This is a genomic window from Microbacterium sp. F1-18 (assembly GCF_052921305.1).
In genome coordinates, this window is the sequence record NZ_JBREVD010000002.1 from 1 (window position 1) to 25,846 (window position 25,846).

A 25,846-nucleotide genomic window follows, 5' to 3' on the forward strand; every position below is an offset into this window, starting at 1 on the left:
TGAGGAGATCCCGTGTGTGATCACGGCGATGGCTGATGAGTTCGGGGGGCCGATCCCGGTGGGGCCGTTCGCGATCATCGGTGATGACTCGATCGGTCGGGGGATCGTGGACACGCTTCGGGGGCATCGTTCTCGGGCGGTGTTGATGCAGAATCATGGCCCGTTCACGATCGGGTCGAGTGCGAAGGATGCGGTCAAGGCTGCGGTGATGGTGGAGGACGTGGCTCGCACGGTCCATATCGCCCGGCAGGCGGGTGAGGTGATCCCGATCCCGCAGGACGCGATCGATGCGTTGTACGACCGGTATCAGAACGTTTACGGACAGACCACCGACGACCGCCGGTAGCCCCGCACCGGGGCGCGGTCACCATTTCCCGCAAGACACTGAAGTCACTGGAAAGGACACACAGTGAACAAGAAGTTCCTGTACGCAGCAGCGACGCTCGCCGTCGGCGCCCTGGCGCTCTCGGCATGCTCCAACACCGGCGGCGGCGGCGCCGGCGGCGGTGAGGGCGGCGGAGACGGCGGCCTCATCGGCGTCGCGATGCCCACCAAGAGCTCGGAGCGTTGGATCCAGGACGGCGACGCCGTCAAGAAGGCGCTGGAGGACCAGGGCTACCAGGTCGACCTGCAGTACGCCGAGGACGACATCCCGACCCAGGTCTCGCAGATCGAGAACATGATCACCAAGGGCGCCGAGGCGCTCATCGTGGCTTCGATCGACGGCACGACGCTGACCGAGGCGCTGCAGAACGCGGCCGACGCCGACATCCCCGTCATCGCCTACGACCGCCTGATCAAGGGCACCGAGAACGTCGACTACTACGCGACGTTCGACAACGCGCTCGTCGGCCGTCAGCAGGCCTGGACCGTCCTGAACGGACTCGGGCTGACCGACCTCGAGGGCAAGCCGCTCGACGGCGCTCCCGCCGGCCCCTTCAACATCGAGCTGTTCGCCGGCTCGCTCGACGACAACAACGCCTTCTTCTTCTGGGACGGTGCGATGGAGGTCCTCGAGCCCCTGATCGACGACGGCACCCTCGTCGTGAAGTCGGGCCAGACCGACATCGAGCAGGCCGCCACGCTGCGCTGGGACGGCGAGACCGCCCAGAGCCGCATGGAGGACATCCTCACGGCGAACTACTCCGACGGCACGCAGGTCGACGCGGTCCTCTCGCCCTACGACGGCATCTCGCGAGGCATCATCTCCGCCCTCGAGGGCGCGGGCTACTCGCTCGGCGCCGAATGGCCGATCATCTCGGGCCAGGACGCCGAGGTCGACTCGGTCAAGGCCATCCTCGCCGGTGAGCAGTACGCCACCATCTTCAAGGACACCCGCGAGCTCGCGAAGGTCGCCGCGAACATGGCTGCCGCTGCCCTGAAGGGCGAGGAGCCCGAGGTCAACGACACCGAGACCTACGACAACGACGTGAAGGTCGTGCCCTCGTTCCTGCTGGCACCGGTTCCCGTCGTGAAGGACAACGTGGAGTCGTCGCTCGTCGACACCGGCTACTGGACCGCCGAGGAGCTCGGTCTCTGAGCCACGGCATCCGCCGATCCTCGGAAACGGCGGCGGGAGCGAACAGCTCCCGCCGCCGCACCCGAGAAACCATCCACCCCACAAGGAAGTCGGAGACGTGAGCGAAACCATCCTCGAGATGCGCGGGATCACCAAGACCTTCCCCGGCGTCAAGGCGCTCTCGAATGTCAATCTCGCCGTCCAGCGCGGCGAGATCCATGCGATCTGCGGTGAGAACGGCGCGGGTAAGTCGACCCTCATGAAGGTGCTGTCGGGGGTCTACCCGCACGGCACCTACGACGGCGAGATCGTCTACGCGGGCGACACCGTCGAGTTCAAGAATCTGCGCGACAGCGAGGCGCGCGGCATCGTCATCATCCACCAGGAGTTGGCGCTCAGCCCGTACCTGTCGATCGCCGAGAACATCTTCCTCAACAACGAGAGGAAGGGCGTCGGCGGCCTCATCGACTGGAACAAGACCAACTTCGCCGCGGCCGAGCTGCTGCGTCGCGTCGGGCTCAAGGAGAACCCGACGACGAAGGTCAACCAGATCGGCGTCGGCAAGCAGCAGCTCGTCGAGATCGCCAAGGCCCTCTCGAAGGAGGTCAAGCTCCTCATCCTCGACGAGCCGACCGCCGCGCTCAACGACGAGGACTCCGACCACCTGCTCGATCTCATCCTGAGCCTGCGCGAGCAGGGCATCACGTCGATCATCATCAGCCACAAGCTGAACGAGATCAAGAAGGTCGCCGACACCGTCACGGTCATCCGCGACGGCAAGACGATCGAGACGATCTCGAAGAACGACGTCACCGAGGACCGCATCATCAAAGACATGGTGGGCCGCGACCTCGAGCACCGCTATCCCGATCACGAGCCGCAGATCGGCGACGAGCTGCTGCGGGTCGAGAACTGGACCGCGCACCACCCTCAGGACCCGACCCGCGTCGTCGTCGATGACGTGTCGGTGACCGTCCGCGCGGGCGAGATCGTCGGCATCGCCGGTCTCATGGGCGCCGGCCGCACCGAGTTCGCGATGAGCCTGTTCGGTCACAGCTACGGCACCCGCATCTCGGGCAAGGTCTTCATGCGCGGCAAGGAGATCCGCACGCGCACCGTCTCCGAAGCCATCGCCAACGGACTCGCGTACGCCACCGAGGACCGCAAGACCTACGGCCTGAACCTCATCGAGGACATCAAGCGCAACATCTCGATGGCGTCGCTGAAGAAGCTCGAGAAGGCCGGTCTGGTCGACGACAACGAGGAGTTCTCGGTCGCGAACCAGTACCGCAAGAGCATGAACATCAAGGCGCCGACCGTGCTCGCCAAGACCGGAAAGCTCTCCGGCGGCAACCAGCAGAAGGTCGTGCTGTCGAAGTGGATCTACTCGGATCCCGAGGTGCTCATCCTCGACGAGCCCACGCGCGGCATCGATGTGGGGGCGAAGTACGAGATCTACACGATCATCAACAAGCTCGCCGCAGCGGGGAAGGGGATCATCGTGATCTCGTCCGAGCTGCCCGAGCTGCTCGGCATCTCCGACCGCGTGTACGCCCTCTCCGAGGGGCGGATCACCGGTGAGCTGCCCATCGCCGACGCGACCCCCGAGTCGGTCCTCAAACTCATGACCATGGAGAAGCCCCGCTGAGCGGGGCCGCAGGAGATCCTCGAATGTCTCAGAACACGATCGCTCCCGAGACCGCCGCCGGCGGCGGGATCAACCCGAACGAGAACCGCTTCACGCGGTGGCTCGGACACATCCTCGCCGACCTCGGCAAGAACGGCATCTTCATCGCGTTGATCGCGGTGGTGGCCCTCTTCGCCATCCTCACCAACGGCATCCTGCTGCGCCCGCAGAACCTGTCGAACCTGGTCGTGCAGAACGGCTACATCCTCGTGCTGGCCATCGGCATGGTGATGATCATCATCGCCGGCCACATCGACCTCTCCGTCGGATCGGTCGCCGCCTTCATCGGCGCCGTGTCGGGCGTGTTCGCGGTCAAGATGGGCATGCCGTGGTGGCTCGCCATCGTCCTCTCCCTGCTGATCGGCGCGCTGGTGGGAGCCTGGCAGGGTTTCTGGGTCGCCTACGTGGGCATACCCGCGTTCATCGTGACGCTCGCGGGCATGCTCATCTTCCGCGGCCTCGCCCTCGTCGTGCTCGGCAACGCGAACATCGGCTCGTTCCCCACCGAGTACCGTGCCCTCGGCAACGGCTTCTTGGCGGGCATCTTCGGTGAATCCGATCCAGACCTCTTCACGCTTCTGATCGGCGCGCTGGGTATCGTCGCCCTGGTCGTGCAGCAGTGGCGCACCCGCGCCGGACGCCAGAAGTACTCGCAAGACGTCGAGCCGCTCGTCTGGTTCATCGCGAAGCTCGCCCTGATCGCCGTCGTGATCGGCTGGTTCACGTGGGCGCTGGCCTCCTACAAGGGCATTCCGGTGACCCTGATCGTGCTGGCGGTGCTGGTGCTGGTCTACGGCATCGTCATGAACCGCACCGTGTTCGGTCGTCACATCTACGCGATCGGCGGAAACCGCCACGCGGCCGAGCTCTCGGGCATCAAGACCCGTCGCGCCGACTTCTGGCTCTTCGTCAATATGGGCGTGCTCGCGGCCCTCGCCGGTCTCATCTTCACCGCGCGACTCAACCTCGCAGGTCCCAAGGCCGGTGACGGCTTCGAACTCGAGGCGATCTCGGCGGCGTTCATCGGCGGGGCGGCCGTGCAGGGTGGTGTCGGCACCATCGGCGGCGCGATCATCGGTGGTCTGATCATCGGTGTGCTCAACAACGGCATGTCGATCATGGGCATCGGCATCGAGTGGCAGCAGGCCGTGAAGGGTCTCGTGCTGCTGCTCGCCGTCGCCTTCGACGTCTACAACAAGCGGCGCTCGGGCAACTGACGACGCCCCGAGGCTGAGCGACCAAGCGGCGCTCGCGTCGGCATCCCGATGGGATCGCCGGTGCGGGCGCCGCTTCGCCGTGGTCGGGTGGCGGCCGGTCAGGGCAGGAGCGTGATCTTGCCGGGGGTGTGGGCAGCGACCAGCCGGTGCGCCTCCGCTGCCTCGGCGAGGGGCAGCTCGGGTCCGAGCTCGACGCGGAAGGCGCCGGCGGCGAGCAGCGCCGCGACCACGGGGATCGCCTCGGCACGCCAGGCAACCTGCTGTTCGGTGAGCGGCTCGGGGCTTCCGCCCGAGAACGCGCGGATGCCGAGCCCCGCGGCATCCGCTCCCCGCACGATCGTGGCGATGCGGGAGCGGTCGGCGACCAGCTCGAGTGAGACGTCGAGCGCTTCGTCGGTGCCCGCGCAGTCGAGCGCCACCGTCACGCCTTGCGGTGCAGCGGCCCGGACACGGTCGGCGAGTCCGTCGCCGTACCCGACGGGTGTGGCGCCGAGCTCGCGCACGCGATCGGCCCGGGCCTCGCTCGCGGTGGCGATGACGGATGCACCTCGAAGCCGGGCGAACTGGATGGCCGCTTGACCGACCGATCCACTGCCGGCGTGCAGCAGCAGGGTGTCGGCCGGGCCGACGTCGAGCGATCGGAGCGACTGATACGCCGTCGCGACCGGGATGCCCAGGGCCGCGCCGACCGCAGGGGAGACGCCGGCGGGGAGAGGCGTGAGCTTGTCGGGCGTGACGACGATCTCGGTCGCATAGACACCGCTCGCCCCGAACACGACGACCTCGTCGCCGACACGGAAGCCGTCGACATCCGCGCCGACCTCGGTGACCACGCCCGCGCCGTCGTTGCCGATGCGCCGGGGCTTCGAGATGGTGGCGGAGGGCCGCAGACCCGCGCGCAGCTTGTGATCGATCGGGTTGACCCCGGCCGCGGTCACGCGAACGCGCACCTGACCCGGGCCCGGTGCGGGGACCTCGATCTCGCTGAGGGTGAGGACCTCGGGTCCGCCGAATTCGGAGTACGTCACTGCGTGGGCCATGGGGCCACGCTACCGACAGATCAGCCCTTGCCGGCGAGCATCTTGGTGATGCGCTGGATCGACACGGGCTCGGCCGTGCCGAGACGCTGCGCGAAGAGGCTGACCCGGTACTCCTCCAGAAGCCACCGCGCGTGCCGCAGGTTCGGGGGAGCATCGTGGGCAGGGGGGATCGTGCCGCCGGCTTCGGTGTAGAGCGTCGCGGCACGCTCGAACTCGGTGAGACGCTGCCGATCGCGGCCGGGGTTGTCGCTCAGCGAGGTCACCCGCTCGAGCGCGCCCTGGAGGTATCGGGGCAGATGCGCGAGCCGCGCGGTACCGGTCTGCGAGAGGAATCCGGGGAAGACCAGGCCGGCCAGCTGCTGCTTCACATCGCCGAGGGCGGCGAGCAGCACCATCGAGTTCTCTTTGCGGATCGCCCGCTCGACGTCTCGCTGAAGGGTCAGGATGCGTGCGCTCAGCGAGACGGTCTGGAACAGCTCGTCGACGACAGCCGCCGAGAACGCATCCCGCACCGCCTGGAACTGCGCCGGCGTGCGGACGGATGCCGCCGTGCGGTCGATGACCGCGTCCGCGACGGCGACGCGCGCGTCCTCGATGAGCGCCTTCGCCGACGGGTAGGGAGAGGCCGCGAGCGCGAGCTTCTCGGACGCGGTGAGGTGGTCGAGCACGTACGTCGCCGGAGACGGGACCGACAGCAGCACGAGCCGCCGGACGCCCGCGCGTGTCAGGCGCTCCGCTCGATCGGGGGTCGCCTCGATTCGCAGGGTGACGGCCGTTCCCTCATCGACGAGGGCGGGGTAGCCCCGCACGACGCCGCCGGCGACCCTCGTGTCGACGAGCTCGGGGAGGTCGCCGAACGTCCAGTCGGTCAGGCCGCTCTGCTCGGCGATTCCGGCTCGCTGGTCACTGCCGGATGCGGCGCCGAGCGCGGCGGCCGGCGCCGCTGCGGCGGGTTGCGAGCCGGGGCGCGGGGCGGCCTTCGCGAGCGAGCGAGCCACCGACGCCCGGCTGCGGTTCGCGAGCCGCTGCTGCAGCTCGGCCAGGTCGCGAGATGAGCCGAGCGGACGCCCGCGCTCGTCGACGGCGCGGAACGACATCGACAGGTGCGCGGGCACGCGCTCGAGATCGAAGTCGGCCGACGTGACCGGCTGATTGGCGACACGTTGGATGCGGGCGGCGAGCGCGTCGCGCAGGGTGCGTGCGGGCAGCCCGTCTCGCGACTCGGGTCCGTCTGCGGCCAGCTCTTCGGCGAAGCGCGACGCCCAGTCGGCCGCGGGTACGACGTGCCGCCGGATGGCCTTGGGCAGCGCGCGAAGGAGCCCGGCGATCAGCTCGTCGCGCAGACCCGGCACCTGCCAGTCGAACCCGTCGGGTCGGAGCGACGCGAGGAGCGCGAGCGGGACGACCACGCTGACGCCGTCGTCCGAGGCGCCGGGCTCGAAGCGGTAGGCGAGTGAGAGCACCTGATCGCCCTGGCGCCAGCGCGCCGGGAAGGCGCGCTCGTCACTACCGGATGCATCACCGGCGAGGTCGCTCTCGGTCATGTCGAGCAGGCGCGGCGTGCGGGCCGTGGCGTCGCGCCACCAGGCTTCGAACGAGCGGACGTCGAACACGTCGCGGGGGATGCGGGCGTCGTAGAACGCGAACACCGCTTCGTCGCCGACCAGGATGTCGCGTCGCCGTTCGCGTTCCTCGATCTTCTCGAGGCGTCGCCTCAGCTCGAGGTTGCGTCTCTCGAAGGCGGTGAGCCGCTTGTCGAGGTGCGTGGAGTTCCAGTCGCCCTCGACGAGCGCGTGCCGCAGGAACAGCTCGCGGGCGAGCTCGCGGTCACGCCCGGCCAGCTGCACGCGCCGGCGGGGGACGATCTCGACGCCGAAGAGGGTGACCTTCTCGGCGGCGACCGCGGCGCCGGCATCCTTCGACCAGTGCGGGTCGCTCATCGACCGGTGCGCCAGGTCTCCGGCGAGCTCCTCGGCCCACGCCGGGTCGATCGCCGCCACCGTGCGGGCGTACAGACGCGAGGTCTCGACGAGCTCGGCGGCCATCACGGCGTCCGGCGACGCTTTACGCAGACCCGAGCCGGGGAAGATCGCGAACTTCGCGCCCCGAGCGCCGCGGTACTCGGCGCGGGGGCGCTGCGGCTTGCTCCCACCGCCCCGACCACCCGTGGCACGCGCGTTCGAGGTGCTCCGGGTGTCGAGGACGCCGATCTGCGACAGGAGGCCCGCCAGGATCGCACGGTGCACGCGGTCGGGATGCGCGGCCCCCGCGACGACGGGGCGTTCGTCGCTCTCGCGACGGCGACGGTCGCGGTCTCCGCGAGCCAGCGTGCTGAGCTGACGGTGGACGTCGAACCACTCGCGCACCCGGACGTAGTTCAGGTACTCGGCGCGGCACGCGCGGCGGAACGCGCTGGAGCCGAGTTCGCGCTGTTGGTCCTGCAGGTGGTTCCACAGGTTCAGCAGCGTCAGGAAGTCGCTCGTCGGATCGGTGAAGCGGGCGTGCAGCCGGTCGGCTTCCTCGCGCCGTTCCTCCGGGCGCTCACGTACGTCCTGGATCGACATGCCGGCCACGATCGCAAGCACGTCGCGGGTCACGTCGAGTGCGCGAGCCTCGACGAGCATGCGGGCGAATCGCGGGTCGATCGGCAGGCGCGAGATCTCACGGCCGGTCTCCGTCAGGCGCCAGGCGCCCTTGTCGTCGCGGCGCACCGCGCGCAGTTCCACGAGCAGGTCGAACGCGGCCTTCACGCCACGCGAGTCCGGCGGGGTGAGGAACGGGAAGTCGGCGATGTCGCCGAACCCGAGCGCGAGCATCTGCAGCACCACCGATGCGAGCGAGGTGCGCAGGATCTCCGGCTCGGTGAACTCGGGGCGCGAGCTGAAGTCGTCCTCGGCGTAGAGCCGAACGGCGATACCGGGGGAGGTTCGGCCCGCACGGCCGGCTCGTTGCTGGGCGGATGCCTGCGACACGGCCTCAATGGGCAGGCGCTGGATCTTCGAGCGATTGCTGTAGCGCGAGATCCGTGCCGTCCCGGCGTCGATGACGTACCGGATGCCGGGCACGGTGAGACTCGTCTCGGCGACGTTGGTGGCGAGGATCACGCGGCGCCGCACACCGGCGACCCGTGAGGGCTCGAAGACGCGGTGCTGCTCGGCAGCCGAGAGGCGACCATACAGGGGCAGCACTTCGGTCGGACGCGCGTCTCTCGCGTAGGCGGAGCGCACGGCATCCATCGCGTCGCGGATCTCCGCCTCACCGGGGAGGAAGACGAGGACGTCGCCGTCGGGCTCACGGTCGAGCTCGCGCAGCGCCGCGACCAGGCCGTCGACATCATCCGTAGCGGACTCGTCATCGCCGGCGTCGTCATGGGGGCGGTAGCGCACCTCGACGGGATAGGTGCGACCCGAGACCTCGATGATGGGCGCGGGCGCGCCCTGAGCGTCGGCGAAATGCGCGGCGAAGCTCTCGGGGTCGATCGTCGCCGAGGTCACGATGACCTTCAGGTCGGGCCGACGGGGGAGGATGCGGCGCAGATACCCGAGCAGGAAGTCGATGTTCAACGATCGCTCGTGCGCCTCGTCGATGATGATCGTGTCGTACCGGCGCAGCATCCGGTCGCGGTGGATCTCGTTGAGGAGGATACCGTCGGTGACCAGCGCCACCCGGGTGTCGGCGGATACCTGGTCGGTGAACCGCACCTTGTAGCCGACGGCCCCGCCGAGCGGCACTTCCATCTCGGCGGCGATGCGCTCCGCGACCGTCCGTGCGGCGATCCGACGCGGCTGCGTGTGCGCGATGCTCGTGCGTCCGAGTTCGAGGCAGATCTTCGGCAGCTGGGTCGTCTTACCCGAGCCGGTGGCCCCCGCGACGATGACGACCTGGTGGTCGCGGATGGCGCGCGCGATCTCGTCCCGGGCCGCGCTGACGGGCAGCTCGGGTGGGAACGTGATCACAGGGGCGGGCGAAGACACAGCCCTCCATCGTACGGCGCCACGGCGCGGGTTCAGGCCTGTTCGCTGCGGACCTCGTCGAGGAGCGGCAGATCAGCGGCGGTCACGAGGCGGGAGAGCACGGCATGCTCGACGAGTCGCGCACGGCGGTTGGTGGCGAGCTTGCCCACGCCGCCGCGGAGACCGCGGACACCCTCGCGGTCGAGCTTGTCGCACACGTTGTCGAGCTTGCGGTTGAACGTCGTCAGCGGCCAGCCGAGGCGTTCGGCCGCCGCCGCCGAGGTGGGCACCTGGCTCGAGCCGACCATGCCTCCCCGCAGGATCGGCTCGCACATCGCGACGAGCAGCAGACGCTGGCTCGAGGTCAGCGCCACCGCACCGACCGTGGTCGTGCCGACGTGCTCGTCGGTGGTGCGGGGGAAGCTGTCGCGCACGGTGAACCGTGACCCGTCGGTGTGCACCGTCAGCTCGTAGGTGTAGGCACCGGCGGTGAACATCACCACCAGGGCGGGGAAGACCAGCGGAACCCGAGCCCCCGGGCCGAGGACGGCCTGATAGGCGCCGTCGGGGGTGGCGAGACTGACGGAGATCGACTGACCGGTGTTCGACAGCCACCACAGGCCGTGCTCGGCGTCGATGGCGAGCAGCCGGCGGTGCAGGTACGGGTTCGTGTCGATGATGAGGTCGGCGTCGCGCCCGATCGCGTAGGTGGTGCCCGCGACGGGCCGGAACCACTCGCCGCAGAACTCGATCGCGACGCTCTCGGTGATCTCGCCCGAGGCCGGGCCCACCTCCTCGCGCTCGTGCTCGTCGGTCTCGTGCTCGATGGCTGTCATGCTCCTCCTCCGATGATCATCACGATGGCCGTCGCGGCGGCCCCGAGGACGATCGCCCCGACGCCGATGACCGCGATGACGGTGCCCCTACCGCGCCGTCGCGGCACGGGCGTCGTCGTGGACTGTCTGACCGGCGCATCGACGCGGACGCGCGAGACCTCGGCGAGTGCAGGCGTGTCGCGCACCCGATAGCGCTCGCCGTCGACGTCGGGACCGATCGCCTGCCGTGCCGTGTCGACCCGCCCCCGTACCAGGTCGTCACGTCGCTGCCGCCGCACGAAGGCGGTCGGCTCGACGTCGGGGCCGGTCGTGGAAAGCTCTGCCGGCGTCGGGGCCTCGTCCGCGATGGGAAGCGACCGCGCAGCCAAACGGGTGTGGTCGTCGTCGGGTGCGGTGTGGCGGGTCGACAGGACGGTGTGGTCGTCGTCGGGTGCGGTGTGGCGGGTCGAGAGGACGGTGTGGTCGTCGTCGGGTGCGGTGTGGCGGGTCGAGAGGACGGTGTGGTCGTCGTCGGGTGCGGTGTGGCGGGTCGAGAGGACGGTGTGGTCGTCGTCGGATGCGCTGTGGCGGGTCGAGAGGACGGTGTGGTCGTCGTCGGGTGCGCTGTGGCGGGTCGACAGGACCGTGCGCTCGTCCTCGTCCGGCGCCGGAACTTCCGCCGTCGCGGCGGCATCCGGTTCCCGGACGTCGAGGTGCGTGATGGGGAGGTGCCGATCGGCCTCGATGCGCTGGAGGGCGAGGCCGAACTCCGCGGCTGACGGCCCATCGCCCGCCGCGGTGGCCTCGAGGGTGGCGAGCACGAGCGTCTCCAACTCCGCGGGCACGGCATCCGCACCGACGAGAGCCGAGGTCGTCTCGGCGATCGGGCGCCCCGTCAGCAGCTCGGTCGCCGCCACGGCCAGGCCGTGGACATCAGCCGCTCGTGCGGCAGGCGTCGCGCCGGACACGTCGCCGCGCAGCAGGGCGTCGGTGTCGAAGCCGATCATCGCCGGCCAGCCGTAGTCGGTCATCAGCACGTTCTCGATGCCGACGCGGCCGTGAGTGATGCCGCTGCGGTGGGCGGTCTCGACGGCGCCGCACAAGCGGACCAGCAGCCGCAGTGCCTCGGGCACGCTCATCGGCGAACGGGACGCCGTTTCGGCGAGGTCGGCGCGTGAGCAGTACTCCATCACGAGGTACGGACGGCCTTCGTCCGTCGTCCCGGCGGAGTGTACCGTCGTCACGCTGGGGTGCGTCGAGAGGGCGACCAATCGCGCGGCGGCAGCGGCGAACACCTCGCGCTCGCCATGGTCGAGCACATCGCGGAACACCTTCACCGCGATCGGATCGCGGCCGGCGGCATCCCGGTACAGGTGCACCTCGGCCCGATCGCCGGACGCCAGCATCCGCTCGGGACGACGGCCGTCGATCTCACGCGGAGTCGGCAACGGATGCCGCGACCTGCGGCGCAGCTCAGCCATGATCCGTTCGGCGACGTCGCGAGCGCGCTGTGGCGACCTCGACCGTCGCGGTGACGGACTCGCTGTTCATGATGCCCCCGGTGGTGTCTTCGAGCCGAGGACTGATGCCGCCGGCGATGACGTCGAGCACGATCGTGCTGATGTTGTCGCGGCCTCCGTGAGCGAGCGCCTGGGCGACGAGCGATTCGGCCGTCTGCGCGGGCGAGCCGCCCATCATCAGGCCCGCGCGGAGCGCCTCGTCGGAGAGTTCGCCGGTCAGTCCGTCGGAGCAGACGACGATGCGCTCGCCGGTGACGATCGGGATGAGCCAGAAATCGGCGCGGCTGCGCTCGCCGCCGATGGCGCGGGTGATGACGTTGCGACCTTCGTAGGTGGCCATCTGATCGCGCGTCAGCTGGCCGGCATCGACCAGCTCCTGGGCGACGGAGTGGTCGATCGTCAGCTGTTCCAGGCGCTCGGCGAGCAGACGGTACACGCGTGAGTCGCCGACGTTGACGATGAGCCAGCGCCGCACGCCGCCCTGCTGGACCGCAACCACCCCCGACAGGGTGGAACCTGCGCCGCGGGAGGTGCCGGCGGCGACGACGGCGACAGCAGAATGAGCTCGCTCGACGGCGTCGGCGACCTCCTCGGGACGCAGGTCGTCGCGGCCCACGAGCGGCCGGAAGACCTCGATGACGGCGGCCGACGCGCGGTCTCCCGCGTCGTGTCCACCCATCCCGTCGGCCACGACGAAGACCGGGTACTCGGCCAGCAGCGCGTCCTCGTTCACCGACCGGCGGCGCCCGGTGTCGGTGCGACTGCCGCTGGTGACGTGGACGTCGATCGGAGGTGTGGCGGTGGTCATCAGGCCTCGGTGAGCTGGAGCTCGGCGTCGCCGAGGTGGAAGACACCCGAGACCGGCGTGGGCCCGGACGCCTCGACGTCGTCGGGGCCGACGAAGACGCCGTTGGTGGAGGCCAGGTCGGTGATGGTCCATCCCGTGCCGGTGTGCCGCAGCAGGGCGTGGGTCTTCGAGACGGTACGTGTGACGTCGTCGACCGCGACGACCTGGGCATCGGGGGCTTCGTCGGGCGCGAGCGGGTTGCGGCCGAGGACGACGGCGGTGGCCGACAGGACGACGGTCGATCCGTTCGGCAACCGGAGCGCAGTCTGAGGACCCCGACGGGCCGCGAGGACGGTGTGGTCGTCGAGGTCCGCCTCCTCGGCGACCGGGGCCGTACCGGCGACGCTCGGTGTCGCAGCGACGGGCACTGCGGGCTGTGCCGACGGCGGCGCCATCGGAGAACTGGTCGCGGCGGACCACGACTGCGGAGCCGCGGGTGTCGCCGGCGCGGCCGGGCCGGTCTCGGCGGGCGGGGGCGGCGGTGCCCAGGGGCTCGCGCTGATCGGCTCGGAAGCGGGGGGCGCGGCCGGCGCTGCGGGTGCGCCGGCCGCGGAGGGCGACGGGGCGAACAGCGGGGGCGCGGGTACCGCTGCGGGCGCCGGTGTCGCGAGCGACGCCGCGACGGGCGAGGTCGGGACACCCGTGCCGGCGGGCGGGGGAGAGCGGAACGGGGCCGGCTCCGTCGGCGCCTCGCGGCCGAGCCACCGCGCCGAGCCCCACCCGACGACGCTCGCCCACACGGGGAACAGCAGCGCGCCCAGCACGACGTAGCCGGTGCTCAGGCCGAATCCGCGACACAGGGCGCGCAGCATCCGGATGTGGATCACCAGGGCGAACGCGAGGAATGCGAGCCAGATGAGCGCGGGGACGATCGCCGCCGCAGCGAGCGCACCCGCCGCGCTACCGGCGTCGCCGCCGAAGCCCGCGTTCAGGGCGATCCCGGCGAAGAGGCCGGCGACGACGCCCGTGATGATCGTCACCAGGACGGCGCCTCCCGCCAGCACCGCAGCCCACCAGCCGCGCATGCCGGCCAGGACGAAGAGCTCCCAGATGTTCAGCACGGGCACCCAGGCCCGCCACGGGTCGATCCCCGTCTTGCGGAACACGGCGGTCAGCGCGAACGCCGTCCACACGTAGATGCCGATGCCGAGCACCACTTGGACGACTCCGAGCGCCGCGAAGGCGCCTGTGGGACCGCCGTTCGCGCCGCCGAGCGCAAAGACCGCCGTTGCAACGTCGATCGTGAAGCCGTGTGCCCTCACCTGTTCTCCTGCCCTCGAGCGCGGTGCGTCCCGCGCGTGCCGCGTGCCACCTTATCGATCCCGTCGGTCACGCGGCAGTCGTTGCGCCCGGGCGACACGACGCTCGCGTCGTACCAGGGAGCGCAACGACACCCGCGCGCGGAGCCGTGCCCAGAATCCGAGCCCGTCGTCGAGCCGGGAACGTTCGGATTCGACGATGCGCCAGAAGCGGTCGGCATCGTCCTGATCGGGCGGCGCGACGTCGAACACCGAGCGGTCGGCGAGCGTGGCCAGTTCGGCTGCGCCGGCTGACCCGCCGTAGGCGGTGACGAGCTCGTGGCGGGTCCGCGATCCCGGCCCGGGGAGACCGTGGTCGACGGCCGCGTCGACGAACTCCTGCCAGCCGCCGGTGAATCGCTCGACGGGGTCGGCACTGGCACGGCGTCCCCGCCGGCGCGCGAGCTTCACCAGCACGATGAGCGCGAACGGTCCGAAAAGGAGCAGGAGGACGAGCAGCGAGATCCCGCCGATGCGGAGCGTCGTCCACAGCGCCGAGAGGTCCTGCGACGTCGCGGTGTCATCGCCGGGGCTCCGACCGCCGTCGCTCGGATTGGCGTCGGCGGGCTGCACCACCTCCGCCTGCTCCTGCCGCACGTCGGTGGGGATCTTCGGGTCCTGCCGCTGCTGGGTGTCAGGGGAGGGGAAGACGGCGTGCTGGGGCGTGACGTCGACGGGCACCCACTCCGGTCCGGCACCGCGCACCTCGAGCCATGCCGAGATGTCTCCGGCCGTGCAGACGCCGTCGTCGCAGGTCGAGAGGGTGTCGTCGGCCGACTCCAGGCGCATGCCCACGACGATCCGCGCGTCGAAGCCGAGCCGGTCTGCGATCATCATCGCGGCCACGGCGAACTGCTCGTCGTCGCCGACGGCGGCCACGAGCGCGGCGTCATCGTCTCCGCCGACCTCATCCTCACGGGCGAGCAGATCGGTGAAGAGTTGATCGATGCGGTCGGTGGAGTGCCCGGCGCGGCTCGGCTGGAACGCGTAATCGCCCAGGTCGGCGGTCCACGACGGGGGCGCCGCCGCGTCGATCGTGAGGGCGTGGCTGAGGAACCCCCGCGCGCGCAGCAGCTCGACGAGCTGCTCGAGACCGGCGCCGCCCGAACCGTTCGCGTGTTCGTCCACCCACCGCACGAGGCTCTCGGGCACGATGTCTTCCCCGAGCGTCGGAGCCGACCGGGCGGGCTCGAGCGACCCGAGCGCCGGGACGGCCTCGGGGTAGGCAGCGCCCTGCCGGTACTCGGCGCCGGTCCGCAGCCGCGGCTCAGCCAGCTGCACGCCCGCGGAGGTTTCCGCGTTGTAGTAGAAGCCGTCGGCGAGAGTCGCGGCATCCGCGCCGTCGAAGTCGATCGAGGTGACCGATCCCACCGTCGGCATCCAGACGCCGTCCCAGCCCTCGACGGCGATGCGCGCCGAACCGGTCACCGACCCGGCATTCGCGGGGAGAGCCGACGGGACGCGGGTGAAGGACGATCGCGGATCACCGGATGCTGCGGTCGCGTCGACGACCCGGGCGACCCGACCGTCGTAGAACGGCAGAGTCGCCAGCCGCACCCGGTCGACGCCCTCGGGGGCCGCGACGCGGAACATCGGCTGATCGAACCGGTCGTCGCCGAACCACGTGCGGTACTGCCCGAGCGGGCTGAGCTCGGCGGCGAGCTCGAGGCGAGGATCGACATCGGCCCGGAGGACCTCGCGCGGCGATCCCGCGAGCGCCCAGGGGGCGACGAACGTCGCGCCGACCAGGCCGATCGCGACCATCCCCGCAGCGGTCGCGGCGCGCCCGGCCAGTCCGCGGAGAGGGCGGCTTCCGCTGCGCACGCCCGTCGCGGCCGTGGCGGTCGCGATCGCGCGTCGGCGATCCGCCGTCGTCCGCCACACGATCGCGACGATCGCCGCGACCAGGGCCGCCATTCCCACGAGCGCTTCGCGGCTGAGCGTCAGCGGACCGAGGGCGGGGGCGGGCATCGGGGCCGTGGAGCCGAAGGCGATACCGAAGACCGTGGGGATGAGCGCAGCGATGACCGCGAGGGGCCACCAGCGACCGCCCCGCCACGCGATAGACAGTGCGAGCACCGTGGCCGCGAGGAAGACCAGAAGCGCCGGCGCGAGCGTCGCCTGATAGCTGCCGAGGGGCAGCTCGAGGGTCAGGAGGTCTTTCCACCCGGTGACCGGGGCCGTCACGACGCCACGAAGCGCCTGCAGCGCCTGCGGCACGGAACCCAGTGATCCGGGAGCGGCGAGGGGCAGACCGAGCACGAGGTAGGCGCCGATCGTGACGAGCGCGACCCACCAGCCGTTCAGGCGCCACCGCAGGCCGGCCACGGCGATGGCCGTTGCCGCGATCGTGGTGACGATGACGAGGACGACGAACGCCGGGCCCCGGTAGATCGGCCAGGCGGCGAGGGCGCCCACGGCGACCACGAGCAGCAGCACCGCGGCCTGTACGACGAGAAAACGCCACGGCGTGCGTGCGGCGCGTCGAGCGCGCAGGTCGCGGCGCGCGGGTGTGCTCATGACTGGGCCGCCCGCGACAGCAGCTGGCGGAGGTCGTCGAGCAGGCCGATCGAGAGCACCGACATGGCCCCGAGCGACCTGAACCCGGGTTCGGCCTCGAGCGAGCAGGTGACCGCGATGACCCCGACGTCGGCGGGGAAGGCGAGCGCGGCGGACTGCAGCTGCGCGGCGGTGAGCGTCGAGCCGCAGACGAGGAACGCGATCGAGACGTCGGGGTGGCTCTCCGCGGCGAGCGATGCGGCGTCGCGCAGCGGGCTGACGTGCTCGATGCGGTCGATTCCGGCGAGGTCGTCGAGGAGCGTGCGGGTCGTGATGGTGGTGAGCTCGCGGATGGTGCGGATGCGGCGGCGAGCGAACTCCGGCACCTCGCCCCCGACCACGACGTCGACGTCGCGGCCGTCGCGGATGCCGCGGATGCCGAGCGAGGCGGCGGCGCTGACGGCCAGCTCGAACTCGTCGTCGGAGGCGTACTCGTCGTCGCCGACCGCGAGGGCGATGACCATGCGGCTGCGCCGCGTCTCCTCGTACTGGCGCACCATGAGGGTGCCGGTCTTCGCGGTCGACTTCCAGTGGATCTGGCGCTGCGAGTCGCCGGCGATGTAGGGGCGGATCGCGTGGAAGGAGAAGTCGGCATCGACGACGGTGCGCGAGGCGCTTCCCTCGAGATCGCGGATGTACCCGGTCGTCGTACTGCGCAGGGTCGTGGTGACGGGGTGTATGTACAGCGTGTGCACGTCATCCCACGTGCCCTCGCGCTTGAGGATGCCCAAGGGGTCGCCTCGCACGGTGCGCGCGGGGCCGACGGTGATGATGCCGCGCCGGTGCGTGGGCACCACGACCTGCTCGGTGTGGGTGTGCCCATGGCGCAGCAACGGCACGTGCACGTCGACGATGCCGTCGCCCACGGGGACGTCGATACGGCCCGGAAGGGCGGGCGCGGTGCCGACATTGGTCACGACGAGGGTCCCCTCGACCTGCGTGCCGGCGACGACCCGGTCGTGCTCGAGCCGTAGGTCGACCTGGTAGGCGCGCGCGCTGAAGAGGAACGGCACCGACAGGGCCAGCAGCACGAGGGCGACCACGCCGGCCGCGGCGAGCTCCATGAGGCCGAGCGGCAGTCCGATGCCGAGTCCGAGGACCGCGGTGATCACCATGAGCCACCCGGCCACCGTGACCGTTTCGGAGATCCACCGCGCCGTCGCCCGTGCCGCGCGACGCAGACGCCGCCACGACTGCAGGCCGCGCACCGCGAGCACGGTGGTGCGGCCGGTCGTGCCGAAACGCGTGCGCGCGAAACCCGTGCCCTCCGAGAAGGAGGTTCGGGTCAGGCGGGACTCGGTGTCGAAGCTCACACGGTCTCTCTCTGGCTGGGCGGCACCGTGTCGAGGAGGACCTGTCCGATGACCGCCCCCGCCGTCACGCCGTCGAACTCCGCCTCGGGGTCGAGGATGAGACGGTGGGCGAGCACCGGCTCGGCCAGCGCCTTCACATCGTCGGGCGTGACGTAGCTGCGACCATGCGCGATGGCCCACGTCTTCGCCGCCTTCGTCAGCGCGATCGCGCCGCGGACGCTCACGCCGAGGCGGACCTCGGTGGCCAGGCGCGTCGCCTCGATCAGGCGCGCGATGTAGTCGAGGACGAGCGCGTCGAGGTAGACGCCGCGAGCGATGTCGGCCATGCTCACGACGCCCTGGGGCGTGATGACGGGGGAGACCTCGCGGCGGGACTCGGCCGCGCCCTCGAGGATGCGCACGGTCGCGGCGTGATCGGGGTATCCCAGCGTCGTCTTCATCAGGAAGCGGTCGAGCTGCGCCTCGGGCAGCCGGTAGGTGCCCGCCTGCTCGACGGGGTTCTGCGTCGCGACGACGAGGAAGGGCACGCCGACGCGCCGGCTCACACCGTCGACGGTGACCTGGCCCTCCTCCATGACCTCCAGCAACGCCGACTGGGTCTTCGGCGAGGCACGGTTGATCTCGTCGGCGAGGACGATGTTGGCGAAGATCGGTCCCTGGTGGAACTCGAACTCGCCGCGGCTCTGGTCGTAGACCGTGATGCCGGTGACGTCACCGGGCAGCAGGTCGGGGGTGAACTGGATGCGGCTGCTCGTCCCCTGCACGGTCTGCCCCATGGCGCGCGCGAGCGAGGTCTTGCCGGTGCCCGGGTAGTCCTCGAGCAGCAGGTGGCCCTCGGAGACCATCGCGGTGAACGCGAGCTCGATGACGTGCCGCTTGCCGAGGACGACCTTCTCGACGTTGTCGACGAGCGTCGCGAACGTCTCCTGGAACCAGGCGGTCTGCTCCGGTGTGATGCTCATGGGGTCCTCTCGCTTCGCCGTGCGGCGGGGTCAGGGGGTCGTGTTCGTTTCGGCGGGGGCGCTCGGCTCCGCCGGAGGCGGGGTGACCTGCTCGCAGTTCTGGCGCACGGTGATGGGTTCGAGCGGCGACAGCTTGCCCGCCCAGGTCACGGTGTAGTCCACGTGCGTGATCGCTTCCGCGGCACCGCCGATCTGCGACGTGACCTCGTACGTGAGGTTCGGCCAGCGCGGGTCCCAGCTGGGAGCAGACGTGTCGGTGCTTCGGCATGACGGCAGATTCTGGATCGCGACCGAGACAGGCGTGGACGCGCTCCCGGAAGCGGGCGAGATGGCGATCGGGTCCGAGCAGTTGCTGTCGAAACCGAGGAAGCTGTCGCACCACCGCGCCGTCCACTGATCGTCGGGACGGTTGTACTCGGGTGCGAACGAGTCGCGCCGGTTGCCGTTGACGTAGTAGACGAGTCGGGCATCGTCGAAGGGCTTGGCGCCGGGGTCGCTGTGCGTGCCCTGGAGGGCGTAGGTGTAGCCGCTCTGCGCGTTCCCGCTCGCCGTCGACGACACCCGGAAGGTCATCCCCGTCGGCGCCTCGACGTTGCCGACCGGGCGGGCTGAGATCTCGGCTCGGGTGACCCCGAAGCCCTGCTTGCCGTTGAACGTGTGCTCGGCGCACGCCCACACCGTCTTGCGCTTGAATGCCTGCGCCTCGAACTGCTGGCTGGTAGCCGAGCCGGACGGGACGCACGCGTCAGCAGAGACGTCGCTGAACCCGATGAGGGTCTGGGTGCCATCACCGTTCGGCGTCACCGCCGCCGTCACGCGCATCGAGTTCGACGTGTTGGTCTCGGTCAGGCTCAGGCCCGGAGCGCCGACGCCATGCGCTGTCACCGCGCGTGACTGTCCCTCGCTCGAGCCCGCCGCGATCGGCGGCAGGTCGAAGGTCGTCAGCGGCGTCGCGGTGAGCGTGGTCGCGGAGTTCGAGCCCACGTCGTAGTTCGTGAAGGTCGCGGTGCCGCCGACGACCGGACGCGTGTCCGATCCCTGCCGGCCGCCGCTCAGCCGCACACTGCCGGTCGTGGCGTCGAGTCCCGTCACCGTGATCGTCGCGCGACCGCCGTCACGGCCGTTGGGTGCCGGCTCGAACGACGATCCCGCGGGCTGTGCCGGCGGGCGGTAGGCCCAGGCCTGCGCGCGAACGGTCGAGCGCGATTCGCCGACGGAGCTGTAGGCGCGCGCCTCGTACGTGATCTTCTCGCCGACCGGGGCGGAGATCGGTGAGCACGATCCGGACGCCGGGCAGGTGGCGACCTCGCGACCGTCGGCGGTGATCCGATAGCCCTGGACCGCGGGGTACGAACCGCCGTCGGAGGTGACACGCAGGCTGACGGAGTCACCGGTGTACGCGGTCCACTCCATCCGCGAGGGATTGGCCGGAAGACCCTGCAGATCGAGGATGACCTGCCCGTTGCGTGCGCCGCTGGACTGGCGGCCCTGTGCGTCTTCGACGGTGAAGCTTCCGGTGCACTCGGCGGCGCCGGGAGCATCGGAGCTCCACGTCGCACGCACCGCGGTGTCGCTCGCGCGCGAGAACGACACGCCGGTGCAGTTGCCGGGACCGCTCGCGCCGACGAGCCGCAGCGGCGTTCCGGGCAGCGGGTTGACCTCTCCGGCGCCGCCGATCACCTCGATCGTGCACGAGGTCGCGCCACCCGACTGCGAGCAGGTCTGCACGGCGGAGCCACCCTTGGGCAGCGTTGAGGGCGCCGGGCCGACCGTCAGGAGCAGGTTGGCGGGAGCGGTGTCGGAATGGCTCGGAAGCGAGATCGCGACCGGTTCCTGGCGGCCCGGGCGGGCGGCATCCGCTGCCGTCACGGTCGCCGTGGTGCCCTCGACCGTGACGGTGAACTGGTCGCCTCCGTACGAACCGGCGTAGCGCACCGACTCCCAGTCGGCGCGGCCGGCCCATTGGACCATCTGCGCCAGGTCGTAGGTCTGGGTCGCTCCCGGGCTCACCGTGAGCGACGCGCTCCGCAGGCTCGGCTGCGGGATCTCCGCCTCGACGATCACCCGGAGCGTCAGGAAGGTCGCGATGTCCTGCGTGCTCAGTCGCGCGGGCACGATGCAGCTGTCGGTCCACGGCGCACCCGCGCCGGCGGTGTAGCGGATCGTGGTGCCCGACACCAGGCTGCAGACGGCCTCGCCACGAGCGCCTCCCGCACGGATGCCGTCGTCGATGACGAGGGTCGCGCCGCGGGGGACGCGTACCGCGTCGGCGAGGTCGATCTCGACGCTCTCCTTCTCGCGCACCTGCAGGGGCGGGAAGCCCTCGCGCAGGGCGAGGCGCACGTCGGCCTCGCCGGGCACGCGCAGGAACCCGTACGAGGTCACGTCGGTGCCGTCGAAGGCGGTGCCCGTGACCTCGAAGGGGATCAGGCGCGACCGCTCCGGCAGCTCGCCCGAGATCTTCCAGCCGTCGACGTCCAGGTCGGTGGGCTCGCCCCACAACGACAGACGGAGGCCGGAGACGTCACCGGTGTTCCACGACACCTGGCCGTCGAGCACGTCGATGCCCCGCGGGAAGTCCTCTCGGTTCTCGAGCGTGAGCACCGTGTCGCGCACGACCGGGTAGTCGGGCACCGGCTCGCGGACGGTCTTGACGACGATGAGTCCGATCGCGGTGTCGCCCCGCTCGTTGCGCACGGTGTAGGTGTACGAGAAGGTGCCGAGCACCTCACCGGCGCGAAGTGTCACGGCGCCGTTCTCGACTGTCCCGATGAGCTCTCGCAGCGTGTCGTACTCGCTCGAGCCCTCCTGGGCATTGGGAGCGACGTCGATCAGTTCGAGCTTGCTTCCGGCCGGGTCGATGTCGTTGTCGGTGGGGCGGACGACCGCTGTGCTCTCGGCGCCGACCTGCACCTGCAGGTAGTCGCTGTAGGTGACCGGACTCGGATCGGTCTGCGTGTCGATGACGCCCACGCGAACATCCGCCGTGCCGGTCGCGCCGCTGGGGTCGCGGACGGCGTAGCGGAACCTGACCTGTCCGCTGAACCCGTCGGGGCTCGTGTAGACGATCGCCGAGCCGTCGGCCGAGATGCTGGCCGACCCCTGCTCGGGCTGTGCGACGATGCGGTCGAGCACGACCGGGTCGCCGTCGGGATCGACCGCGTAGCCGTCGAGCGGGATGCTCACCGACTGGCCGCTCAGCACCCGTCCCACGAGCGTGCGGGGAAGGGGCGCCTGATTCGACTCGTCCCCCACGACGGTCACGGTCACCCGCGCAGTGTCCCTGACCTCGGGGAAGCCCAGGCGGAAGATCGTGTACGTCAGGGCGTAGGTGCCCGCCTGTTCGGGGGCGAGGTAGCGGAGCAGACGGCTGGTGGCGAAGGCGAGGCCGCCTCCGGTCTCGTTCACGATCGATGACGGGTCGATCGCGATGAGCGCACCGGAGGGGGCGGTGTCGTTGTCGAGCACGGGGATATCGATCTGCGTGCCGGCTCGTACGGTCACCGCGTCGTCGACGGCGATCGGGGGCTCGGCGGTCGCCGACGGCAGCAGGACGACCGTCAGCTCGCCCTGGGCCGTCGCGGCCGCGCTGCCGGTGCCGTCAGAAACGGTGTACCGAACGACGCCCAGCCGCCCGGGCTCGCCCGAGTCGGTCGTGCCGCTCACGCGCAGCAGGCTCTGGCCGACGAGGTCGACGCCGAGCGAGGCGAACGGATCGCTCTCGGGGCGGATGTCGCTCAGGAGCAGAACCGAGCCGGCCGGATTCGACACCGCCGACGCGACGTCGATCGTCGCATCTTCATTGGGTCGCACGAAAGCGGTGAGGGGCGGCGTCGTGATGCCCGCAGACTCGGGCGCGAGCATCGTCACCCGCAGGGTGGCTGTCGCCTCCGTCAGCGAGTCACGGACGGTGTACTGCACGAGGAACGACCCGGGTGCCGAGGCGGTGACGACCATGCTGAGGGCCGCGGGGTTCGCCGCCGCGGTGGTCTGGGCCTCGTCGAGGGGAACGACGCCGCTGAGGGTGACGGGGCCAGCCGCGCCGGTGACGTAGGGGGCGACCGACACGTCCAACGGTTCCCCGACGACGCCGGTCACCGCGAACGATTCGGCGGTGAGTTCGGGCGTCGGGGTCACGGTGATCGTGAGCGGCTGCGTGACCGTCGCCCCGCGCGCGTCGGAGACCGTCACCGTGATCGTCACGGCCAGCCCCTCGGTCGCGTTCGGGTCGGGGTGCTGGTAGGTCAGCGTCCCCTCGGGTGACGTCGTCACGGTTCCGACCCCGGTGTCGTTGGTCGCCCCGGCGAGGAACACCGGGTCGCCCTCCGGGTCGACCCAGCCTTCCAGGAGCTCCGTAGAGACCGTGGCGCCGGGCGCGACCGTGAGCGAGGGCCACGAGGCGAGGCATCCCTCGACACCGCACCACACCGGCGCGGTGTTCTGGCCGTCGGGGACGACCGTGAGAGTCACCGTCGCAACGTCCGAGAGCAGACCGTCGGCGGCGGTGCCGTCGGTCACGCGGTAGCGCAGGGTCGCCGTGCCTGCGGCATCCGGAGAAACCGCGACGGTCAGCTGCTGCTGGGCACCCGTGATGGACGCCGTCCCGAACGCGGGATCGAGGTTCTCGAGCGAGGCCGGGTCGATGCTCAGCACGTCCTCGTTCGGATCGTGGTCGTTCAGCAGTACGGGCAGGAGCGTTACCGAACCCGCTCGGACCCCGAACGCGTCGTCGACCGCCACGGGCGGCTTCGGATCCACGACGCGCTCGGAGGTCGCATCATCCTGCTGCTCGACCTCGACCTGACGGTCGAGGTCCCACTGCTGCGACGACGCCACGAGCGCGCCGTCGGGAACGTTCCACACCCAGCCCGAACGACGGTCGTTCAGCGCGAGCCTCGTGCCGTTTCCGATGAAGGCCGGATCGACGTTGTCGCCGATGTCGGCGCCGCGGTAGTCCAGGTCGGTCACGGCGTCGGGCTCGGCGCTCGACCACAGAGATCCGGCCGACTCGCCGTCGCCGAGCCATGCGGCGTAGACGGTCGAACCCAGAACGGCGGGCTTGGCGGCGGTGCCGGCACCGGGGCGATCCAGCGCCCGCGATGCTGTCGCGCCGGAAATGTCGACGGCCACGACGCCGTCGGAATCGGCGATGTACGCGCGGTCGCCGCCGGGAGCGGCATCCTGGAGCCGCGCTCCGGCGGCGAGGTCGGTCGTCACCGGTTCGTCGCGTCCGCGCAGCCAGACGTCGCCGGTCGCTTCGTCGAGGAGCACCCAGCGGGTTCCGACGACACTCAGCTGCACCGTCTCGAGATCAGCCGGTGCGTCGTCCTCGCCGAGGATGCTGCCCGTGCGCGAGTCTGCCCGGACCACCCGGTCTTCGGCGGCCGAGTAGGCGTACACGACGCCGGTGGCGTCGACCGCGACGGCCGTGGCCACGAACCGCGGCCTCTCCTCACCCTCGGGTACCTCGGCGTCGGCGTACGGATCGATCGGGATTCCCTCACCGCCGCCCGACAGGCTCGAGCCGAACACCGCGCCCGCCTCGGTGCGGTAGGCGATCGCGTCACCGGTCACGGCGATGTCGGCGGTGCCCGGAGGGGTGGGGGTGAAGGCGTCCTCGGCGTCGTCCGTGAGGTCGGCGGGCCGTCCCATGTCGACGTCGGAGAACTGCGACGAACCGTCGCTGTAGACGAACAGGCGGTCGGTGGTCTGCGCGAGCGCGCTGCCGTTGTCGACCTGCTTGACGGTGTCGATCTCGCCGAGCTCGAGGTTGACACGGGCGTAGCCGCTGCCGGTCCCGTTCTGGAGCGCCCACACGGTGGGGTCGTCGGGCGGCGTCTGCTGCGCGTCGTAGCCGGGCCAGACGACCGCGAGTGTCGCCGTGACCGCGAGCACCGCCGTCACGGCGCCTGCGGCGACCCAGGTCGTGCGCCGCACGCGGGGGCGCGTGTTCTCACGCCGCGCCATCTCAGAACCCTCCGCCGACGATGAGGAGTGTCGTCACGGCGCCTGCGCCGGCGACCAGCAGGGCGCCGCCGGCGATCAGGGCGACCCGTGCAGCGGTTCCGAGACGGCGCATCGGCTCGGCTCCCGCGAGGATCGTGCCTTCGTCGGGACGGCGATCGACGACGCGGGCGGCTCGCGCCGGTCGACGCGACTCGTATGCCACCGATGGCCGCACCGGCCCGCGCGCGCGGTCGTCGGCGAAATCGACGCTGGCGCCCGCCGCTGCCCACTCGTCGACGGCGACTTCCATCGGGGTGTGCGGGAGCCCGAGCTCGTGCTGGACGAGCTGCAGGTCATGGGCGAGCTCGGCGGCCGTCGCATGCCGTGCACCCGGGTCCCGGCTCATCGCCCGCGCGAGCGCCTGCTCGAGGCGATCGGGCACGTCGGCGCGACCGATGGGCGTGTACGACGCTTTCCGGATGCGCGATTTCAGCTGGTCGCGGCTGTTCTGACCGCTGCCGGCGCGCTCGAACGGGCTGCGACCGGCCAGGAGCGAGTACAGCGTCGCGCCGAGCCCCCACACCTCGGCCGCGACCGAGCCGGAAACGCGCTCGTCGATGATCTCCGGTGCGCTCCAGGGCACCGACATCGCGAACACCTCGTCGCCGTCCGAGCGACCCGAGATGGCCGCGGCGATGCCGAAGTCCGAGAGCACCGGGGTGCCGAAGGTCGTGATGAGGATGTTGGAGGGCTTGATGTCCCGGTGGAGCAGCCCGGATCGGTGGGCCGTCTCGAGTGCCGATCCGATCTTGACGCCGAGCTGCAGCACCTCTGCCACCGGGATCACTTCGCGGCGGTACCGGTTGGTGAGGGACGTGGGGCAGTACTCCATCACGATGTAGGGCCGCCCGTCAGAGGAGATCGACGCTTCGTAGATCGTCAGGATGGAGGGGTGCGAGCTGAGGCGCGCCATGACATCCGCCTCGGCGTTGAACATCCGCAGCAGGCTCTCGTCGACGATGTCCTCCAGCAGGACCTTCACGGCGACGGGGCGACGGGGGAGGTTCTGCTCGAAGAGGAAGACGTCGGCGAAGCCGCCGGTACCCAGCGGACGGACGTAGGTGAATCCCGCAAGACCGGGCGGCGCGGAGGGCAGTCTCGACGCCACGA

General features: G+C 70.7%; 15 protein-coding genes. 4 read left to right on the forward strand and 11 right to left on the reverse strand.

The annotated features are described in order from the left end of the window. The 4 genes from ACU6RU_RS04260 to mmsB form a co-directional block, all read left to right on the forward strand. The coding region (locus ACU6RU_RS04260) for a class II aldolase/adducin family protein (RefSeq protein ID WP_446725995.1) at positions 1 to 346 on the forward strand (346 nt) is incomplete at its 5' end. A 63-nt stretch (positions 347 to 409) separates the two neighbouring features. After that, a complete protein-coding gene (gene chvE, locus ACU6RU_RS04265) occupies positions 410 to 1,540 on the forward strand; it encodes a multiple monosaccharide ABC transporter substrate-binding protein (RefSeq protein WP_446725996.1) in 1,131 nt (376 codons plus the stop codon). 97 nt (positions 1,541 to 1,637) lie between these two features. Further along, a complete protein-coding gene (gene mmsA / locus ACU6RU_RS04270; RefSeq protein ID WP_023950245.1) occupies positions 1,638 to 3,167 on the forward strand; it encodes a multiple monosaccharide ABC transporter ATP-binding protein in 1,530 nt (509 codons plus the stop codon). A gap of 23 nt (positions 3,168 to 3,190) precedes the next feature. Continuing rightward, a complete protein-coding gene (gene mmsB / locus ACU6RU_RS04275; protein ID WP_446725997.1) occupies positions 3,191 to 4,423 on the forward strand; it encodes a multiple monosaccharide ABC transporter permease in 1,233 nt (410 codons plus the stop codon). Between the two features lie 98 nt (positions 4,424 to 4,521). Here the strand turns inward: mmsB and ACU6RU_RS04280 are convergent, their stop codons facing one another. The 11 genes from ACU6RU_RS04280 to ACU6RU_RS04330 all read right to left on the reverse strand — a co-directional run bounded on the left by ACU6RU_RS04280 (position 4,522) and on the right by ACU6RU_RS04330 (position 25,844). Then, on the reverse strand, positions 4,522 to 5,463 hold the full coding sequence (locus ACU6RU_RS04280) for a quinone oxidoreductase family protein (RefSeq protein ID WP_446725998.1): 942 nt from the start codon (positions 5,461 to 5,463) through the stop codon (positions 4,522 to 4,524). Between the two features lie 20 nt (positions 5,464 to 5,483). Beyond that, positions 5,484 to 9,437, reverse strand: coding sequence for an ATP-dependent RNA helicase HrpA (gene hrpA / locus ACU6RU_RS04285; RefSeq protein WP_446725999.1), 3,954 nt, complete (start codon positions 9,435 to 9,437; stop codon positions 5,484 to 5,486). A gap of 32 nt (positions 9,438 to 9,469) precedes the next feature. Next, positions 9,470 to 10,186 (reverse strand): hypothetical protein, encoded by a 717-nt coding sequence (locus tag ACU6RU_RS04290; protein WP_120264265.1) that lies wholly within the window; start codon positions 10,184 to 10,186, stop codon positions 9,470 to 9,472. 62 nt (positions 10,187 to 10,248) lie between these two features. Further along, entirely contained in the window at positions 10,249 to 11,712 is a 1,464-nt protein-coding gene (locus tag ACU6RU_RS04295) for a protein kinase domain-containing protein (protein ID WP_446726000.1), read from the reverse strand. Then, on the reverse strand, positions 11,705 to 12,559 hold the full coding sequence (locus ACU6RU_RS04300; RefSeq protein ID WP_289329714.1) for a PP2C family protein-serine/threonine phosphatase: 855 nt from the start codon (positions 12,557 to 12,559) through the stop codon (positions 11,705 to 11,707). The genes ACU6RU_RS04295 and ACU6RU_RS04300 overlap by 8 nt, the downstream gene beginning before the upstream one ends. Further along, positions 12,559 to 13,860 (reverse strand): FHA domain-containing protein, encoded by a 1,302-nt coding sequence (locus ACU6RU_RS04305; protein ID WP_446726001.1) that lies wholly within the window; start codon positions 13,858 to 13,860, stop codon positions 12,559 to 12,561. Before ACU6RU_RS04305 ends, ACU6RU_RS04300 begins: the two co-directional genes overlap by 1 nt. Positions 13,861 to 13,911: 51 nt before the next feature. Then, positions 13,912 to 16,416, reverse strand: a complete 2,505-nt coding sequence (locus tag ACU6RU_RS04310; RefSeq protein WP_446726002.1) for a transglutaminase domain-containing protein — start codon at positions 16,414 to 16,416, stop codon at positions 13,912 to 13,914. After that, the gene (locus ACU6RU_RS04315; RefSeq protein WP_446726003.1) at positions 16,413 to 17,768 is read right to left on the reverse strand and encodes a DUF58 domain-containing protein; all 1,356 of its coding nucleotides are present in this window, start codon (positions 17,766 to 17,768) and stop codon (positions 16,413 to 16,415) included. Before ACU6RU_RS04315 ends, ACU6RU_RS04310 begins: the two co-directional genes overlap by 4 nt. Further along, positions 17,765 to 18,730: an AAA family ATPase gene (locus ACU6RU_RS04320; RefSeq protein WP_120262379.1), complete on the reverse strand. Its 966-nt coding sequence runs from the start codon at positions 18,728 to 18,730 to the stop codon at positions 17,765 to 17,767. Before ACU6RU_RS04320 ends, ACU6RU_RS04315 begins: the two co-directional genes overlap by 4 nt. A gap of 30 nt (positions 18,731 to 18,760) precedes the next feature. Continuing rightward, a complete protein-coding gene (locus ACU6RU_RS04325; protein ID WP_446726004.1) occupies positions 18,761 to 24,697 on the reverse strand; it encodes an Ig-like domain-containing protein in 5,937 nt (1,978 codons plus the stop codon). Position 24,698: 1 nt separating this feature from the next. Next, positions 24,699 to 25,844, reverse strand: coding sequence for a serine/threonine-protein kinase (locus ACU6RU_RS04330; protein ID WP_446726005.1), 1,146 nt, complete (start codon positions 25,842 to 25,844; stop codon positions 24,699 to 24,701). Positions 25,845 to 25,846: the final 2 nt, after the last annotated feature.

What these genes read in the sequence shown, in the direction of transcription:
- mmsB (WP_446725997.1), top strand. Translation starts at nt 3,191, where the DNA reads ATGTCTCAGAACACGATCGCTCCCGAGACCGCCGCCGGCGGCGGGATC.
- ACU6RU_RS04280 (WP_446725998.1), bottom strand. Translation starts at nt 5,463, where the DNA reads ATGGCCCACGCAGTGACGTACTCCGAATTCGGCGGACCCGAGGTCCTC.
- ACU6RU_RS04295 (WP_446726000.1), bottom strand. Translation starts at nt 11,712, where the DNA reads ATGGCTGAGCTGCGCCGCAGGTCGCGGCATCCGTTGCCGACTCCGCGT.
- ACU6RU_RS04300 (WP_289329714.1), bottom strand. Translation starts at nt 12,559, where the DNA reads ATGACCACCGCCACACCTCCGATCGACGTCCACGTCACCAGCGGCAGT.
- ACU6RU_RS04310 (WP_446726002.1), bottom strand. Translation starts at nt 16,416, where the DNA reads ATGAGCACACCCGCGCGCCGCGACCTGCGCGCTCGACGCGCCGCACGC.
- ACU6RU_RS04320 (WP_120262379.1), bottom strand. Translation starts at nt 18,730, where the DNA reads ATGAGCATCACACCGGAGCAGACCGCCTGGTTCCAGGAGACGTTCGCG.
- ACU6RU_RS04325 (WP_446726004.1), bottom strand. Translation starts at nt 24,697, where the DNA reads ATGGCGCGGCGTGAGAACACGCGCCCCCGCGTGCGGCGCACGACCTGG.